The 17,226-nt window shown below is 60.3% G+C and carries 16 protein-coding genes; 2 read left to right on the forward strand and 14 right to left on the reverse strand.

Features of this window, described 5'->3' with window-relative positions:
- Positions 1-3 precede the first annotated feature (3 nt).
- A complete protein-coding gene (locus tag V9L13_RS15095; RefSeq protein ID WP_003227874.1) occupies positions 4-828 on the forward strand; it encodes a peptidoglycan DD-metalloendopeptidase family protein in 825 nt (274 codons plus the stop codon).
- A 465-nt stretch (positions 829-1,293) separates the two neighbouring features.
- Complete coding sequence (gene leuA, locus V9L13_RS15100; RefSeq protein WP_003227879.1) at positions 1,294-2,973, forward strand: 2-isopropylmalate synthase; 1,680 nt, start codon at positions 1,294-1,296, stop codon at positions 2,971-2,973.
- 167 nt (positions 2,974-3,140) lie between these two features.
- Here the strand turns inward: leuA and V9L13_RS15105 are convergent, their stop codons facing one another.
- The 14 genes from V9L13_RS15105 to hscA form a co-directional block, all read right to left on the reverse strand.
- The gene (locus tag V9L13_RS15105) at positions 3,141-3,932 is read right to left on the reverse strand and encodes an amidohydrolase (RefSeq protein WP_338799933.1); all 792 of its coding nucleotides are present in this window, start codon (positions 3,930-3,932) and stop codon (positions 3,141-3,143) included.
- Positions 3,920-5,068, reverse strand: coding sequence for a pyridoxal phosphate-dependent aminotransferase (locus tag V9L13_RS15110; RefSeq protein ID WP_338799934.1), 1,149 nt, complete (start codon positions 5,066-5,068; stop codon positions 3,920-3,922). Before V9L13_RS15110 ends, V9L13_RS15105 begins: the two co-directional genes overlap by 13 nt.
- Before the next feature lie 250 nt (positions 5,069-5,318).
- Positions 5,319-6,791: a ribosome biogenesis GTPase Der gene (gene der, locus V9L13_RS15115; protein ID WP_003227884.1), complete on the reverse strand. Its 1,473-nt coding sequence runs from the start codon at positions 6,789-6,791 to the stop codon at positions 5,319-5,321.
- A 212-nt stretch (positions 6,792-7,003) separates the two neighbouring features.
- Positions 7,004-8,155 carry an outer membrane protein assembly factor BamB gene (bamB, locus tag V9L13_RS15120; protein WP_045122617.1) on the reverse strand — a complete coding sequence of 384 codons (1,152 nt, stop codon included), beginning with the start codon at positions 8,153-8,155 and terminating at the stop codon, positions 7,004-7,006.
- The gene (locus V9L13_RS15125; RefSeq protein WP_338799935.1) at positions 8,148-8,789 is read right to left on the reverse strand and encodes a tetratricopeptide repeat protein; all 642 of its coding nucleotides are present in this window, start codon (positions 8,787-8,789) and stop codon (positions 8,148-8,150) included. Before V9L13_RS15125 ends, bamB begins: the two co-directional genes overlap by 8 nt.
- Before the next feature lie 41 nt (positions 8,790-8,830).
- On the reverse strand, positions 8,831-10,120 hold the full coding sequence (hisS, locus tag V9L13_RS15130; RefSeq protein ID WP_003227887.1) for a histidine--tRNA ligase: 1,290 nt from the start codon (positions 10,118-10,120) through the stop codon (positions 8,831-8,833).
- Between the two features lie 36 nt (positions 10,121-10,156).
- Positions 10,157-11,266 (reverse strand): flavodoxin-dependent (E)-4-hydroxy-3-methylbut-2-enyl-diphosphate synthase, encoded by a 1,110-nt coding sequence (ispG, locus tag V9L13_RS15135; protein WP_003227888.1) that lies wholly within the window; start codon positions 11,264-11,266, stop codon positions 10,157-10,159.
- Positions 11,267-11,269: 3 nt separating this feature from the next.
- Entirely contained in the window at positions 11,270-12,307 is a 1,038-nt protein-coding gene (locus V9L13_RS15140) for a RodZ family helix-turn-helix domain-containing protein (RefSeq protein WP_003227890.1), read from the reverse strand.
- Positions 12,307-13,065, reverse strand: coding sequence for a type IV pilus biogenesis/stability protein PilW (gene pilW / locus V9L13_RS15145; protein ID WP_003227892.1), 759 nt, complete (start codon positions 13,063-13,065; stop codon positions 12,307-12,309). Before pilW ends, V9L13_RS15140 begins: the two co-directional genes overlap by 1 nt.
- A gap of 12 nt (positions 13,066-13,077) precedes the next feature.
- Complete coding sequence (gene rlmN, locus V9L13_RS15150; RefSeq protein ID WP_003227893.1) at positions 13,078-14,226, reverse strand: 23S rRNA (adenine(2503)-C(2))-methyltransferase RlmN; 1,149 nt, start codon at positions 14,224-14,226, stop codon at positions 13,078-13,080.
- A 28-nt stretch (positions 14,227-14,254) separates the two neighbouring features.
- A complete protein-coding gene (gene ndk / locus V9L13_RS15155; RefSeq protein ID WP_003227894.1) occupies positions 14,255-14,680 on the reverse strand; it encodes a nucleoside-diphosphate kinase in 426 nt (141 codons plus the stop codon).
- An 88-nt stretch (positions 14,681-14,768) separates the two neighbouring features.
- Positions 14,769-14,969 carry a Fe-S cluster assembly protein IscX gene (iscX, locus tag V9L13_RS15160; RefSeq protein WP_103367342.1) on the reverse strand — a complete coding sequence of 67 codons (201 nt, stop codon included), beginning with the start codon at positions 14,967-14,969 and terminating at the stop codon, positions 14,769-14,771.
- Positions 14,970-14,983: 14 nt separating this feature from the next.
- Positions 14,984-15,325 carry an ISC system 2Fe-2S type ferredoxin gene (gene fdx / locus V9L13_RS15165; RefSeq protein ID WP_003227897.1) on the reverse strand — a complete coding sequence of 114 codons (342 nt, stop codon included), beginning with the start codon at positions 15,323-15,325 and terminating at the stop codon, positions 14,984-14,986.
- On the reverse strand, positions 15,325-17,190 hold the full coding sequence (gene hscA / locus V9L13_RS15170) for a Fe-S protein assembly chaperone HscA (RefSeq protein WP_003227899.1): 1,866 nt from the start codon (positions 17,188-17,190) through the stop codon (positions 15,325-15,327). Before hscA ends, fdx begins: the two co-directional genes overlap by 1 nt.
- Positions 17,191-17,226 lie beyond the last annotated feature (36 nt).

Genomic DNA, 17,226 nt, shown 5'->3' on the forward strand with positions numbered 1-17,226 from the left:
TCCATGCCGCGTTTTTTCGCTCCGTTATTGTTGCTGTGCCTGACCACCTTCAATGCCCACGCCGACAGCTACATCACTCGCCTGTTGAACAAACCGGTGCCGGGCGGCGTGGCCGTGGTTGATCTGGGCAGCGCCACTCAGGCGCCTAAAGCCACCTATCAGGGCAAACCGGTGCTGGTGGTGAAAGAACAGAACAACTGGCTGGCGATTGTCGGTGTGCCGCTGACGGTCAAACCCGGCAGTCAGCAGATCAGCAGCGGCGGACGTAATCTGCCGTTCACCGTCGGCAACAAGAAATACCCGGAACAGCACATCACCCTGAAGAATACTCAGCAGGTCAATCCGAACCCGGCCAACCTCAAGCGCATCGAGGGCGAACTGGCCGAGCAGATCAAGGCTTATCGCAGCTTCAGCCCGAACACCCCGAGCAACCTGCTGCTGGACAAACCGGTTAACGGGCCGCTGTCGAGCAAGTTCGGTGTGCGCCGCTTCTTCAATGGCGAAGAGCGCAACCCACACGCCGGCCTCGACTTTGCGGTGCCGGCCGGTACGCCGATCAAAACCCCGGCGGCGGGCAAAGTGATTCTCACCGGCAACTACTTTTTCAACGGCAACACAGTGTTTGTCGATCACGGCCAGGGCTTTATCAGCATGTTCTGCCACATGTCGAAAATCGACGTGAAGGTCGGCGATCAACTGGCCCGTGGCGCGGTGGTGGGCAAAGTCGGCTCGACCGGCCGGGCGACCGGGCCGCACATGCACTGGAACATCAGCCTGAACGATGCGCGGGTGGATCCGGCGATTTTCATTGGTGCATTTCAGCCCTGACTTATGCAGTGAGGCCTCTGGCTTCATCGCGAGCAGGCTCACTCCTACAAAAGATTTGTGTGGTGAACACGATCAACTGTGGGAGCGGGCTTGCTCGCGAAGGCGGCCCATCCCACACCGTAAATCCTGCTGACACCCCACCAGTTTCAATTGCGCCCCAATCAACCCCCGCGCAAACTTCAAGACGATCATTCGCCTGAAGCACAATAAAATCGCGCTAATCCCCGCTTTTCGAGTATTCCTCTCAATTTTTTTCGACTGCTTGCCATCCTCTCCCCTCGCGGTTAGGGTTGAAGACATGAAAACCTCTCACACCCTTATTCAGCTTCGCCAGCACCGCAGTCTGTGCCTCGTCAGCGCACGACTGCCGGGCTGAATCGCTGCGCCTCGTCCCAAGCTGTTCCCCGAACATTCGTTCCACCGGCAGGCCGCCTCTTTTCGGCCCAGACAATAAGGATTTTCCCGATGAGCATGCTCAAAGACCCGTCTTCGAAATACCGCGCGTTCCCCGTCATCAATCTGCCGGATCGCACCTGGCCGTCGAAAACCATCGACGCCGCGCCGATCTGGTGCAGCTCCGACCTGCGTGACGGTAACCAGTCGCTGATCGAGCCGATGGACGCGGTGAAGAAGCTGCGCTTCTGGAAAACCCTCGTGCAAGTCGGCGTGAAAGAAATCGAAGCCTCGTTCCCGGCCGCTTCGCAAACCGACTTCGACTTCGTGCGTACCCTGATCGAAGAAGGCCACATCCCGGACGACACCACCATTCAGGTGCTGACCCAGGGCCGTGAAGACTTGATCGAGCGCACTTTCGAATCCCTGCGCGGGGCGAAGAAAGCCATCGTTCACCTGTACAACGCCACCTCGCCTTCCTTCCGTCGCATCGTCTTCAACCAGGACAAGGACGGCATCAAGGCCATCGCGGTCAACGCCGCCAAGCTGTTCGTCAAGTACGCGGCGATGCAGCCGGACACCGAGTGGACTTTCGAATACTCCCCGGAAACCTTCAGCGCCACCGAGCTGGAGTTTGCCAAGGAAGTCTGTGACGCGGTGATCGAGGTCTGGAATCCGACGCCTGAGCACAAGATGATCCTCAACCTGCCGGCCACCGTTGAATGCGCGACGCCGAACGTCTACGCCGACCAGATCGAATGGTTCGGCCGCAACATCAATCGTCGTGACAGCGTGATCATCAGCCTGCACACCCACAACGACCGTGGCACCGGCGTCGCCGCCACCGAGCTGGGCCTGATGGCTGGCGCGGATCGCGTCGAAGGCTGCCTGTTCGGCAACGGCGAGCGTACCGGTAACGTTGACCTCGTCACTGTGGCCCTGAACATGTACACCCAGGGCGTCGACCCTGAACTGGACTTCTCCGACATCGACGGCGTGCGCAAAGTCGTCGAGGAGTGCAATCAGATCCAGGTGCACCCGCGCCACCCGTACGTCGGCGACCTGGTGCACACCGCATTCTCCGGCTCGCACCAGGACGCGATCCGCAAGGGCTTCGCCCAGCAGAAACCGGATACCCTGTGGGAAGTGCCGTACCTGCCGATCGACCCGGCCGACATCGGCCGCAGCTACGAGGCGGTGATTCGTGTGAACAGCCAGTCGGGCAAGGGCGGTATCGCCTACTTGCTGGAGCAGGAATACGGCATCAGCCTGCCGCGTCGCATGCAGATCGAGTTCAGCCAGGTCGTGCAGCGTGAAACCGATCGCCTCGGCCTGGAAATGACCGCCAAGCAGATCCACTCGCTGTTGATCAGCGAATACCTGCAAGCCAATACCCCGTACGCGCTGGTCAGCCATCGCCTGCAGGAAGAAAACGGCAACAGTGCCGTCGAAGTGGAAGTGGCGAGCCAGGGTCAGGGCGAAACCAACCTGCACTGGCGCGGCAAGGGCAACGGTGCGCTGGAAGCACTGGTGGCCGGCCTGCCGATTCCAGTGGAAATCATGGACTACAACGAACACGCGATCGGCGCGGGCACCAACGCCAAGGCCGCCGCGTATATCGAGCTGCGTGTGAATGGCGAGCGTGCGGTGCACGGCGTGGGTATCGATGAAAACATCACCACCGCCAGCTTCAAGGCGCTGTTCAGTGCGCTGAACCGCTCCCTGAGCCAGCCGGAAGCGAAAGCGGCCTAAGCCTTCGCTGACATGCAAAAAGGCCCCGGAGTGTGAACTCCGGGGCCTTTTTTATGCCTGCTGGTTTTGTGTCGCCTGATCGGGCCTCTTCGCGAGCAATCCCGCTCCCACAGGGTATTGCGTTCTACCTGTGGGAGCGGGCTCGCTCGCGAAAGCGGTCGCGAATATCAAGTGAACTCGAAGGTATCCGCATCCAGATTCGCCGGAAAGCGCTCGCGATACGCCGCCAGTGGCGCGGCTTCCAGCACGACCTTGAACACGCCGTCCGCCTCCCCCGCCGCCAGCAACGTTTCACCCTGAAAATCCAGCACCTGACTGTCGCCGGTATAGGCGAAGCCCTTGCCGTCGGTGCCAATGCGATTCACCGCCGCCACATAGCACAGGTTTTCAATCGCCCGCGCCGGCAACAAGCGGTTCCAGTGCAGCCGCCGTGCGCCCGGCCAGTTGGCGGTGTACAGCAGCAGATCGGTGTCGTGCGCGTCGCGACTCCACACCGGGAACCGCAGGTCGTAGCAAATCAGCGGCCGGATGCGCCAACCCTTGAGTTCGAACTGCACCTGGCGCTCGCCGGGCGTGTAGTGATGGTGTTCGCCAGCCATGCGAAACAGGTGGCGCTTGTCGTAATGCCAGACTTCGCCGTCCGGCCGCGCCCACAGCAGGCGGTTGCGATGGCTACCGTCCGCCGCCTGAATGATCACGCTGCCGGTGATCACCGCATTGAGCTTCGCGGCCTGCGCCTTCATCCATTTGCTGGTCGGGCCATGCTCGGCTTCGGCGAGGGTTTCCGATTCCATGGAGAAGCCGGTGGTGAACATCTCCGGCAGGATGATCAGGTCTGCGCCGCGGGCCTGCTCCAGCAGCACGTCGAAGTGCTCAAGGTTGGCCTGACGGTCGTGCCAGGCCAGGCTGGTCTGGATCAGCGCCAGGTGAAGATCGGGCAGTGCACTCAGATCACGCATAGTTTTGCCGCTGCCTCGCGCAGCGTCTCCTCGCGTTTGGCGAAGCACAGGCGCACCAGGCGCTGGCCTTCGGGTGGATTCTGGTAGAACACCGACACCGGAATGCTCGCCACGCCATGTTCGCGGGTCATCCAGATCGCCATGTCGACGTCGTTCAGGTCAGGGCGAATCTGCGAGTAGTCGACCAACTGGAAATACGTGCCGGTGACGCGGGTGAAGGTAAAGCGCGACGGCGCCAGCAAATCGCAGAACAAGTCGCGCTTGGCCTGATAGAAACCCGGCAGCTCTTCAACGTGCTCCGGATGTTCGGCCATGTAATCGGCCAGGGCGTACTGCAGCGGCGTGACCCCGCAGAAACTGACGTACTGGTGCACCTTGCGCAGCTCGGCGGACAGCGCCGGTGGTGCGACCACGTAGCCGGTTTTCCAGCCGGTGACGTGATAGGTCTTGCCGAATGAGCTGACCACGAAGGCGCGCTGATACAGCTCTTCGTGGGCCAGCACGCTGACATGCGGCACGCCGTCGAACACCAGGTGTTCATAGACTTCGTCGCTGATCAGGTAGATGTCCCGACCCCGGATCAACTCCGCCAGTTGATCCAGTTCGGCACGGCTGATCAGTGCACCGCTCGGGTTGTGCGGGGTGTTGATGACGATCATTTTCGTGCGCGGGCTGAGTGCCGCGGCGAGCTGGTCGAAATCGATGGAGAAATCGTTCGGGTTCAGTTGCACATGCACGCAGCGGCCGCCCGCCAACTGCGTCGCCGGCTCATAGCTGTCGTAGCACGGGTCGAACACGATGACTTCGTCGCCGCTGTGGATAACCGCCTGAATCGCACAGAAGATCGCCTGAGTCGCGCCTGGGGTCACTGTCACTTCGCTATCGGCATCGACTTTCACGCCATAGCTGCGCGCGATCTTCGCCGCGATCTGCTCGCGCAGCGCCGGCAGACCGGTCATCGGTGAATACTGGTTATGGCCGCTGGCGATATGCCGACCGACCGCGTCACGCAGGGATTGTGGGCCGTCGAAATCAGGAAAACCCTGGGACAGGTTGATCGCTCCGGTCTGCGCCGCGAGCTGAGACATCTGCGTGAAAATAGTGATGCCGACATTCGGCAGCTTACTGGTGATCATCGAGGGGTTCCCTGCTCTACACCCGGCTCTGACGGCGGCGCGGGAGAGCCCGAGAATAGCCCATCCGGCGCCCATAAAAAAAGGGCGCCCAACCGGGTACCCTTCTTTATCGCCGAACCCTGTAGGAGCTGCCGCAGGCTGCGATCTTTTGATCTTGCCTTCAAAGCAAAGTCAAAAGATCGCAGGCTTCGCCAGCTCCTACAGAAGCGGTTGAGCATTCCCACGCAATTGTGGGAACAATCAACCTTGATCACTTCTTGTCGCGGCGCTTCTTGCTGGCTTTCTTGTTGTGCGACATCAAGCGACGCTTCTTGTTGACCTGGCGGTCGGTCAGCGTGTTCTTGTTGCCTTCGTACGGGTTCTCGCCGCCCTTGAACTCGATGCGGATCGGCGTACCGACCAGCTTCAGCACACGGCGGTAAGTGTTCTCCAGATAGCGCACATACGACTTCGGCACTTTCTCGATCTGGTTACCGTGAATCACGATGATCGGCGGGTTCGCGCCCCCCAGGTGAGCGTAACGCAGCTTGATCCGGCGGCTGTTGACCATCGGCGGCTGGTGCTCGCTGACCGCGTCTTCGAGAATCTGCGTCAGGCGGCTGGTCGGCCAGCGGGTCACCGCCGACTTGAACGAGTTCTGTACCGAGGCGTAGAGGTTGCCCACGCCCGTGCCGTGCAGCGCCGAGATGAAGTGAATATCGGCGAAGTCGACGAAGAACAGACGACGTTGCAGCTCGACCTTCACATAGTCGCGCTCGCTCGGGGTCATACCGTCCCATTTGTTGATCGCGATCACCAGCGCACGGCCGGCTTCGAGGGCAAAGCCCAGCAGGTTGAGGTCGTGATCGACCACACCTTCGCGGGCGTCCATCACGAAGATCACCACGTTGGCGTCTTTGATCGCCTGCAGGGTTTTGACCACGGAGAACTTTTCGACTTCTTCGTGGATCTTGCCGCGCTTGCGCACACCGGCGGTGTCGATCAGCGTGTACTTCTCGTCGTTACGCTCGAACGGGATGTAGATACTGTCGCGGGTGGTGCCGGGTTGGTCGTAGACGATCACCCGGTCTTCACCGAGCATGCGGTTGACCAGGGTCGACTTGCCGACGTTCGGACGGCCGATGATGGCGATCTTGATCCCGTCTTTTTCGCTCGGGCCAGGAATGCGCTTGGCTTCCTCGCCTTCGGCGACGATCTCTTCCTCTTCGCCTTCCTGCGGCTCGTCTTCGTCACGCGGGAAATCGCTCAGTGCCGCTTCCAGCAGTTGAGTGATACCACGGCCGTGAGCACCGGCGATCGGGATCGCGTGGCCCATGCCCAACGGGGCGAATTCGGCGCGGGCCATTTCCGGGTCGATGTTGTCGACCTTGTTGGCGACCACGTGGGAACGCTTGTTACGCTTGCGCAAGTGTTCGGCGATCATCTGGTCGGCGGCGGTAAAACCGGCCTTGGCATCTACCAGGAACAGCACAACATCCGCTTCTTCAATGGCCAGCAGCGACTGCTCGGCCATTTTTTCGTCCATACCGTGTTCGTCACCGGAGATACCGCCGGTGTCGATCAGAATGTAGGAACGCCCTTGCCACTTGGCCTCACCGTACTGGCGATCACGGGTCAGACCGGACAAGTCGCCGACGATGGCGTCACGAGTCCTGGTCAGGCGGTTGAACAAGGTGGATTTGCCGACGTTCGGTCGGCCCACCAGGGCGATTACGGGAACCATGCGGCTCTCCACTTCGTTATTTCAGAAAATACAAAAGCCGCTGCGAGGCAGCGGCTGGTGCTCGGGGCAACACTGTGGGAGCGGGCTTGCTCGCGAAAGACCGTAGCAGCACCGCGTTTAATCAGGCTGTACGCGTCTTCGTTGACGCCCTTCGCGAGCAAGCCCGCTCCCACAAATGAAGCTGCCTGGGGCGTTAACCCCAAGCATAGTTGTTACTTGATGGTCAGGGCTTCCAGTTTGCCGCTGTTGCCATACACATAGATCGTGTTGCCCACCACCAGCGGACGGGCACGCAGGCCGTCACTGTCGATACGCTCACGACCCACAAAACGGCCGTCCACCTGGCTCAACAGGTGCAGGTAACCTTCCAGGTCACCGACGGCTACGTAGCTGGAGAATACTTCCGGCGCCGACAACTGACGGCGAGCCAGCGAGTCGTTGCTCCACAGTGCAGTGGTCGAACGCTCGTCAACGCCTTCAACGGTGCCCGAAGACAGACTCACGTAGACGTTGCCGAAACCTTGAGCGACACCGGCATAGCTCGATGCATCGCGCTGCCAGAGTTGGCGACCGCTCTGCAGATCAAGTGCTGCCACACGACCCTGGTAGCTGGCGACGTACAGCGTTTCGCCGGACAGCAGCAGGCCGCCGTCGATGTCGACCACGCGCTCCAGTTCCGAACGACCGGTTGGAATCGCGACCCGTTGTTCCCAGACCGGCACACCGTTGGAAATGTCCAGGGCGACCACTTTACCGGTCGACAGGCCAGCCACCGCGAGGCGGTTGGTCACGACCGGTGCGCTGGTGCCGCGCAGGGTCAGTACCGCTGGGGTGCTGTCGTAAATCCAGCGACGGTTGCCGGTGGCGGCATCCAGGCCGATCAGACGATCGTCCTGAGTCTGTACCACCACGACGTCACCGTTGTTGGCCGGCGGTGCGAGGACTTCGCTGGAAACCCGGGCGCGCCACTTCTCTTCGCCGTTGATGGCGTCGAGCGCGACGATTTCACCCTTGAGGGTACCGATCGTGACCAGACCGTAACCCACGCCAACGGCGCCGGAAACAGGCAGTTCAAGCTCTTTTTTCCACTTCACGTCGCCGTTGTTGCGATCCATGGCCATCACGATGCCGTTCACGTCGGCCGCGTAGATGGTGTCACCGTCGATCGCCGGTACCAACATGTTGTAGGTTTCGCCCTGACCGTCACCGATCGAACGACTCCACTGCTTCTGCAGAACGACTTCTTCTTTGAAGGAGGTCAGTTCGGCCGGTGGCAGTTCTTTTTTGCTGTTGCTGCTGCAACCCGCGGCCAGAATGGCCAGAGCCAGCAATGCTGCATGCTTCCAACGGATCACGTCACGCATCCCCTTTGGCCAGGTCGTCGAGCTTGATTTGAAGGCCACCGACTGCCGCTTCATCCGACAGTGCCGCCTTGGCTTTTTGATACGCGGTGTTCGCTTCGTCAGTACGACCCAGCTGAACCAGCAAGTCGCCCTTGAGTTCTTCGCGAGTGGCCAGGAACGCCTTGTCAGCATCACCGTCGAGCAGCTTAAGGGCTTCATCGGCCTTGTTCTGCGCACCCAGCACCTGCGCCAGACGCTGACGGGCGATTTCGCCCAGCGCCGGGTTGGCCGGTTTGGCAACGATGGCTTTGAGTTCGGTCGCGGCGTCGTCCAGCTTGCCGCTGTCGACCGCTACTTTCGCCACGAACAGGCTGCCGTACTGCGCGTACGCGGTGCCGCCGAATTCGCTGTTGAGCTTGCTGGCCAGATCCGCAACGCGGGCAGCGTCAGGCTTGCCATCCGGGGTCAGCGTGGTTTCCAGCAATTGTTGATAGAGCACCGAGGCGCCTTGCGACTGGTTGCTCTGATACTTGTGATAAGCCTGCCAGCCGAACACGATGACCAGCGCCAACAGGCCACCGGTGACCAGAGGTTTGCCGTTGCGTGTCCACCAGTCCTTCAAATCCGCCAACTGTTCGTCTTCGGTACTCGACACCCCAATACTCCTTAATCGCTAAATCGGCTGTTTAGACAGCTTCAACCCTGCACGACGCAGGTGGCCAGGTGAGCGGCGAGCGCATCCCAGGCAATGCTTTGTTGTTCGCCCTGGCCACGCAGGGGTTTGAAACCTACCACTTGCTGGGCCATTTCGTCGTCACCGAGGATCAGTGCATACAGTGCACCGCTCTTGTCGGCTTTCTTGAACTGGCTTTTGAAGCTGCCGGCGCCGGCATTGACTTGCAGACGCAGGTTTGGAAGCTGGTCACGTACACGCTCGGCCAGGGCCAGACCGGCCAGTTCGGCCTGCTCACCAAAGGCGCAGAGGTAGACGTCGACCTGACGGGAGATTTCTTCCGGGATCTGCTCCAGGGTTTCGAGCATCAACACCAGACGCTCGATGCCCATGGCGAAACCGACACCTGCGGTCGGTTTGCCGCCCATCTGCTCGACCAGACCGTCGTAACGACCGCCCGCGCAGACAGTGCCCTGGGCGCCGAGCTTGTCGGTGACCCATTCGAATACGGTTTTGCTGTAGTAATCGAGGCCGCGCACCAGTTTCGGGTTGAGCACGTACGGGATGCCAACCGCGTCCAGACGCGCCTTCAGACCTTCGAAGTGCGCACGGGATTCGTCGTCCAGGTAGTCGGCCATCTTCGGCGCATCGACCAGTACGGCTTGAGTGTCGGCATTTTTGGTGTCGAGCACGCGCAGCGGGTTGGTTTTCAGGCGACGCTGGCTGTCTTCGTCGAGCTTGTCGTGGTGCGCCGAGAGGTACTCGACCAGCGCTTCACGATAGCGACCACGGGACTCGCTGGTGCCCAGGCTGTTGAGTTCGAGCTTGACCGCATCACGGATACCCAGCTCGCCCCACAGGCGCCAGGTCATGATGATCAGTTCGGCGTCGATGTCCGGACCGTCGAGGTTGAACACCTCCAGACCGATCTGGTGGAACTGGCGATAACGGCCTTTCTGCGGACGCTCGTGACGGAACATCGGGCCGATGTACCAGAGTTTCTGCACCTGGCCACCGCCGGTGATGCCGTGTTCGAGCACTGCACGCACGCACGCCGCGGTGCCTTCTGGACGCAGGGTCAGGGAGTCGCCGTTGCGGTCTTCGAAGGTGTACATCTCTTTTTCGACGATGTCGGTCACTTCACCGATCGAGCGCTTGAACAGCTCGGTGAATTCGACGATCGGCATGCGGATCTGCTTGTAACCGTAGTTATCCAGCAGACGTGCGACAGTGCCCTCGAAATAACGCCACAGCGGGGTCTGTTCGGGCAGGATGTCGTTCATGCCACGAATGGCTTGCAGAGACTTGCTCACTATAAATCCTTAAATTCGTTCGGCTTTCAGTCAGGCTCAGCCGCGCGCGATGACCGCTGCGTCAGCTTCGACCTTTTCGGCCGCTTTCTGGCGGATCAGCTTTTCCAGCTCGTCCACCAGATTGTCATTCGTCAGTTTCTGCGACGGCTTGCCGTCGATGTAAATCAGGTTTGGCGTGCCGCCGGTCAAGCCGATATGGGCTTCCTTGGCTTCGCCGGGGCCGTTGACCACGCAACCGATCACCGCGACATCCAGCGGCACCAGCAGGTCTTCAAGGCGCCCTTCCAGCTCGTTCATGGTCTTGACCACATCGAAGTTCTGCCGCGAGCAGCTCGGGCAGGCGATGAAGTTGATGCCACGGGAACGCAGATGCAAAGACTTGAGAATGTCGTACCCGACCTTCACTTCCTCGACCGGATCGGCCGCCAGCGAGATGCGGATAGTATCGCCAATCCCCTCGGCGAGCAGCATACCTAGGCCCACGGCGGATTTCACTGTGCCCGAACGCAAACCACCGGCTTCGGTGATACCCAGGTGCAGCGGCTGGACGATTTCTTTCGCCAGCAGACGGTAGGCTTCAACGGCCATGAACACGTCAGAGGCTTTCACGCTGACCTTGAAGTCCTGGAAATTCAGGCGTTCAAGGTGCTCTACGTGCCGCAGCGCGGACTCGACCAGCGCAGCCGGGGTCGGCTCGCCGTATTTCTTCTGCAGGTCTTTTTCCAGGGAACCGGCGTTGACGCCGATACGGATCGGAATCCCGCGGTCACGGGCGGCATCGACCACGGCGCGCACCCGGTCTTCACGACCGATGTTGCCCGGGTTGATGCGCAGGCAGTCCACACCCAGTTCGGCGACGCGCAGAGCGATCTTGTAGTCGAAGTGGATGTCGGCAACCAGCGGCACCTTGACCAGTTGTTTGATCTTGCCGAACGCCTCGGCGGCGTCCATGTCCGGTACCGAAACGCGGACGATGTCGACGCCGGCCGCTTCCAGACGATTGATCTGCGCGACGGTGGCAGCCACATCATTGGTGTCGCTGTTGGTCATGCTCTGCACAGCGATAGGCGCATCGCCGCCAACAGGCACGTTACCGACCCAGATCTTGCGCGAAACGCGACGTTTGATTGGAGATTCGCCGTGCATGACTTATTGACCCAACTTCAGGCGAGCAGTCTCGCCACTGGTGAACGGAGCGATATCGACCGGTTGGCCGTTGTAGCTGACCTGTGCGGCGCGAGCCACACCCAGACGCACCGCCAGTGGCGGCTTGCCGGAAACCGAAACGCTGTCGCCTTTATGTTTCAGACCGCTGAACAGCACTTTGCCGCGACCGTCGGTGACCTGTGCCCAGCAATCGGCGGTGAACTGCAGTTGCACCTGGCCGTCGCCGGCAGCTGGGGCAGCCGCTTCTACGGTTGGCGCAGCTGTGGCCGCGGTCACTGGAGCGGTGACGGTCGGCGCTGGTGTGGCCGGAACGTTAGGTGCTGGAGTCGCAGGGGTGGCCACCACCGGAGCCGGTGTATGAACCGGTGCGGCTGGCGTGGTCGCAGCCGGGGCGGCTGGAGCAGTCGCCGGAGCGGCAGGCTCGGCACCCGTCGCTTCAGCGGTGGTTTCCGATTGCGGCAGTGCGAGAGCGGTTGCGCCCTCGGCCTGACCTTCGGCAACGGCCTGGTCTTCCGGCTCATCGATCGGGTGAATCTGCGTGGTGCCGTCGGCGCCTTCGACTTCGACGTGCTCCGGAACCAGGCTGGTCAAATCTTTGGTGCGCAGCGAGGTCTGATCCTGCCACCAGACGAAACCGCCGCCGATGACCGCGATCAGCAGCAACAGGCTGACGATACGCAAAATAGTGTGGGAAACCCGCACCGGCTCTTCGATACGACCCAGCGCATGCACATTGCTGCCCTGGGAATCGGTACCGGTGGACTGGTCGAATTGCTGGACCAGAACGGTCTGATCCATGCCGAGCAACTTGGCGTAAGCGCGAATGTAACCGCGAGCGAAGGTATGCCCCGGCAGCTTGTCGAAAGCGCCAGCTTCAAGATTGCTCAGGGAAGTCACGGTGAGGTTGAGCTTGAGGGCCACTTCGGCCAGCGACCAGCCATTGCTTTCGCGGGCCTGGCGCAAAGTCTCACCGGGATTAACGCGAGTCGCTGCTACAACTTCGGGATGCGCCGCTTTCATCATTGCTCCGACAGGTATTGCTGATATTCCGGCGTACCGGGATAGAGTCGTTTTAATTGCAGGCCATAACTGGCGGCCTTGTCGCGATCTTCAAACACTTTTGCCAGCCGAACGCCGAGCAATAGACTACGTGCATTTTGCTCGGTTAGCAGGCTGAAACGGTCGTAATAGTCACGCGCGGGCACATAATGCCTGTCTTCGAAGGACAACTCAGCCATTTCCAGCAAAGCACGCGGTTGTTGACGGTTCAGCCGCAGGGCTTTTTCCAGTTGCTGCTGCGCCAGATCCCGCTGCCCGAGCTTCGAAGCGGTCATGCCGAGGTTCTCGAAGACCCGCGAACGCTCAGGATACAGGGTATCGGCGGCTGCCTGCTCAAAACGCTCGTAGGCTTCCTTGTAACGCTGTTCTTCGTAGAGAAAACTGCCGTAGTTATTGAGGATTCGTGCATCGGTGGGACGCGAGGACAGGGCTTTGCGGAAATGTTCGTCGGCCAGTTTCGGCTCCATTTCGGCCTGGAACACCAGCCCGAGGGCGGCGTTGGCATCAGGATCGGAATCGTCCAGTTCCAGCGCCTTCTTCAGCGGCACCTTGGCCCGTTCGGTCATCCCTTGCTGCAAGTATCCCAATCCCAGCTGCACGTAGGCGGCACGCGCTTCGTCGCGGCCCTTGCTGGTCTTCATCGGGTTGTAGTCACCCGACAGGACACAACCAGCACACAGGCTGGCCATCAGCAACAGCAGCGCAAAGCGCAGGGACATAGAGATCCTCTCTTAGTTAGTGTTCGCGGCGTTCTGTGCCAGATCGCTGTCGGCGCTCAACTCGCGCACGGCGATGTAACGTTCGCTGCGACGGGTGCGATCCAGCACCTGCCCTACCAATTGACCACATGCGGCGTCGATGTCTTCACCACGGGTGGTGCGGACAGTGACGTTAAAGCCGGCCTGATGCAACTGATCCTGGAACCGACGAATGGCGTTGTTGCTCGGCCGCTCGTAACCGGAATGCGGGAACGGGTTGAACGGAATCAGGTTGATCTTGCACGGAATGTCTTTCAGCAGCTCGATCATTTCCACGGCGTGCTCAAGCTTGTCGTTGACGTCCTTGAGCAAGGTGTACTCGATGGTCAGCACACGCTTCTCGCCAAGGGCGGACATGTAGCGCTGGCACGACTCGAGCAGCATCTTAAGCGGATATTTCTTGTTGATCGGCACCAATTGGTTACGCAATGCGTCATTCGGTGCGTGCAGGGACAACGCCAGGGAGACGTCGATGTGCTTGGCCAGCTCATCGATCATCGGCACCACGCCCGAAGTGGACAGGGTCACGCGGCGCTTGGAGATCCCGTAGCCCAGGTCATCCATCATCAGATGCATGGCGGCCACGACGTTGTCGAAGTTCAGCAGCGGTTCACCCATGCCCATCATCACCACGTTGGTGATGGCGCGGTCGATGGTGGCGGGAACACTGCCGAAGGATTTGTTGGCAATCCACACCTGACCGATGACTTCGGCGGCGGTGAGGTTGCTGTTGAAGCCTTGCTTGCCGGTGGAGCAGAAACTGCAGTCCAGGGCACAGCCTGCCTGGGACGAAACGCACAGAGTGCCGCGTTTGCCCTGGGGAATGTAGACGGTCTCGACACAGCTGCCGGACGCCACGCGCACCACCCACTTGCGGGTGCCGTCGCTGGAAATGTCCTCGCTGACCACTTCGGGACCACGGACTTCAGCAATAGCCTTGAGCTTGTCGCGCAAGGCCTTGCTGACGTTCGTCATGGCGTCGAAATCATCGACGCCAAAGTGGTGAATCCATTTCATTACCTGACCGGCACGGAAACGCTTCTCCCCGATTGAGTCGAAGAATTTTTCCATTTCCGGCTGGGTCAGACCCAGCAGGTTTGTTTTAACAGTCGATGTAGTCATGGATTCACCTTCACTCTTTAAGCAATGCTTAGCGAGTGGTTACTTCAGTAGCTGCGAAGAAGTACGAGATTTCACGAGCAGCAGCGGCTTCGGAGTCCGAACCGTGAACGGCGTTGGCGTCGATCGACTCAGCGAAGTCAGCACGGATGGTGCCAGCAGCAGCTTCTTTAGGGTTGGTAGCGCCCATCAGCTCACGGTTGCGAGCGATAGCGTTTTCGCCTTCCAGAACCTGAACAACCACTGGACCGGAGATCATGAAAGCAACCAGGTCACCGAAGAAACCGCGCTCTTTGTGCTCAGCGTAGAAGCCTTCAGCTTCGGCTTTGGACAGCTGCTTCATTTTCGAAGCAACCACTTTCAGACCAGCCTTTTCGAAACGGGTAACGATTTCGCCGGCAGCGCCTTTTGCAACAGCGTCAGGCTTGATGATGGAGAAAGTACGTTGAACAGCCATGGTGTAACTCCAGAAACAGTAATTTGCGAAAAATTAAACCCGCGAATTATACGCGGGTTCTTGGGTATTGCCTAACCTGCGAGGACGATCAGTCGACTTCATCGATCCAGAGTGCCTGAACCGCTTCCAACACCTTCTCGCCGACACGGCCAGAGGTGTTGTCGAAGTCGGGCAATTCCATGATCCATCGCTGCAGGTCGACGAAATTGACAGAAAGCGGATCTACATCCGGCTTGGCTTCGGCCAATTCTTCTGCAATGCGTTGAACATCATTCCAACCGTAGCTCATGACAGTCTTACCAGTCAGTGCGGCGCTTCGGCCGCATGGTTAAGCGAATATTTCGGAATCTCGACGGTGATGTCTTCTTCGCCGACGATAGCCTGACAGGCCAGGCGCGATTGCGCTTCCAGGCCCCAGGCGCGATCGAGGAAGTCTTCTTCCAGCTCGTCCGCCTCTTCCAGCGAGTCGAAACCCTCGCGGATGATGCAGTGACAAGTGGTGCAGGCGCAGACGCCGCCACAGGCGCTTTCCATCTCGATATGGTGTTCGTGAGCCAGATCGAGAATCGAAGTGCCGGGTTCGGCCTCGACCACCATGCCTTCAGGGCAGAACTTCTCGTGGGGCAGAAAAATGACCTGCGGCATCAGATATCCTCGATTTCATTCAGATTGCGCCCCGACAGAGCGGCTTTCACCGTCAGATCCATGCGGCGGGCAGCAAAAGCATCGGTCACTTGCGACAGACGCTTGGTCTGCTGCTCGATGGCATAACCATCGGTGCCTTTCATCAGTTCGGCCAGTTCCTGCATCTGCAGCTCGATGACCATGCGCTCCTCGGCGTCGAGCAAACGCTCGCCATCGGCCTCCAGAGCACCCTGTACCGCTTCGATCAGGCGCTGAGCATCGACTTGCTGCTCACGCAGGACGCGGGCGACCTTGTCGTCATTGGCGTGCTGGAACGAATCCTTGAGCATCTTGGCGATTTCGCCGTCGGTCAGGCCGTAGGACGGCTTGACCTGAATGCTCGCCTCAACACCCGAACCCAGTTCACGCGCCGAAACACTGAGCAGACCGTCGGCATCGACCTGGAAGGTCACGCGAATCTTCGCCGCACCGGCCACCATCGCCGGAATGCCGCGCAGTTCGAAGCGCGCCAGGGAGCGGCAGTCGCTGATCAGCTCGCGTTCACCCTGCAGCACATGGATCGCCATGGCCGACTGGCCGTCTTTATAAGTGGTGAAGTCTTGAGCACGAGCGACCGGGATGGTGGTGTTGCGCGGAATCACCTTCTCCATCAGCCCGCCCATGGTTTCCAGCCCAAGGGACAACGGAATCACGTCGAGCAGCAACAGTTCGCCGCCATCACGCTTGTTGCCAGCCAGCGTATCCGCCTGGATCGCGGCCCCGATGGCCACCACTTGATCCGGGTCGATTTCCGTCAATGGCTGACGACCGAAGGCTTCGGCAACGGCCTCGCGTACACGTGGAACGCGGGTCGAACCACCGACCATGACCACGGCATGCACGTCTTCCAGCTCGATACCGGAATCACGCACGGCGCGGCGGCAGGCTTTCAGGCTGCGCGCAACCATTGGCTCGATCAGTGCATCGAAGGCTTCGCGGGTCAGCTGCGCTTTCCAGTCACCGTAGGCGACTTCAACGCTGGCCGCATCGGTCAGGGCTTCTTTGGCCGCGCAGGCAGTTTGCAGCAGATTGCGTTGCGCACCCGGATCGAGATCGGCGGACAGACCGGCGCTCTCGATGATCCAGCCGGCAATCGCGTGATCGAAGTCATCGCCGCCCAGGGCGCTGTCGCCGCCGGTGGCCAGCACTTCGAACACACCGCCAGTCAGACGCAGAATCGAAATATCGAACGTACCGCCGCCCAGGTCATAAATCGCCACCAGACCTTCGGCATGCTGATCCAGACCATAAGCCACGGCAGCCGCCGTCGGCTCGTTGAGCAGGCGCAGCACGTTCAGACCGGCGAGTTTCGCCGCATCCTTGGTGGCCTGGCGCTGCGCATCGTCGAAATACGCCGGAACGGTGATCACCGCACCGACCAACTCGCCACCCAGGGTCGCTTCAGCACGCTGACGCAGGACCTTGAGGATATCGGCGGAGACTTCGACTGGGCTTTTCGGGCCTTGCACGGTGTCGATGAACGGCATGTGCGATTCGCCACCGACGAAGCGGTATGGCAGTTGCTCGCCCAATTGCTTGACGTCGGACAGGCCACGACCCATCAGGCGTTTGACCGACAGCACAGTGTTCAAGGGATCGGAAGACGCGGCCAGTTTGGCCGACTCGCCAACCTCGACGCGGTCGGCGTGATAACGCACGGCGGACGGCAGGATGACCTGCCCGTCAGCGTCGGCCAGTGGTTCGGAAAGACCACTGCGCAACGCAGCGACCAGCGAATTGGTAGTGCCCAAGTCGATCCCCACAGCCAGACGACGCTGGTGCGGTTGAGGACTTTGGCCGGGTTCGGCGATCTGCAGTAGGGCCATCGTGATCAGGACTTATCTGTATATCAGGCGTGCGAC

The organism is Pseudomonas sp. RSB 5.4 (assembly GCF_037126175.1).
Lineage (GTDB): Bacteria > Pseudomonadota > Gammaproteobacteria > Pseudomonadales > Pseudomonadaceae > Aquipseudomonas > Aquipseudomonas fluorescens_H.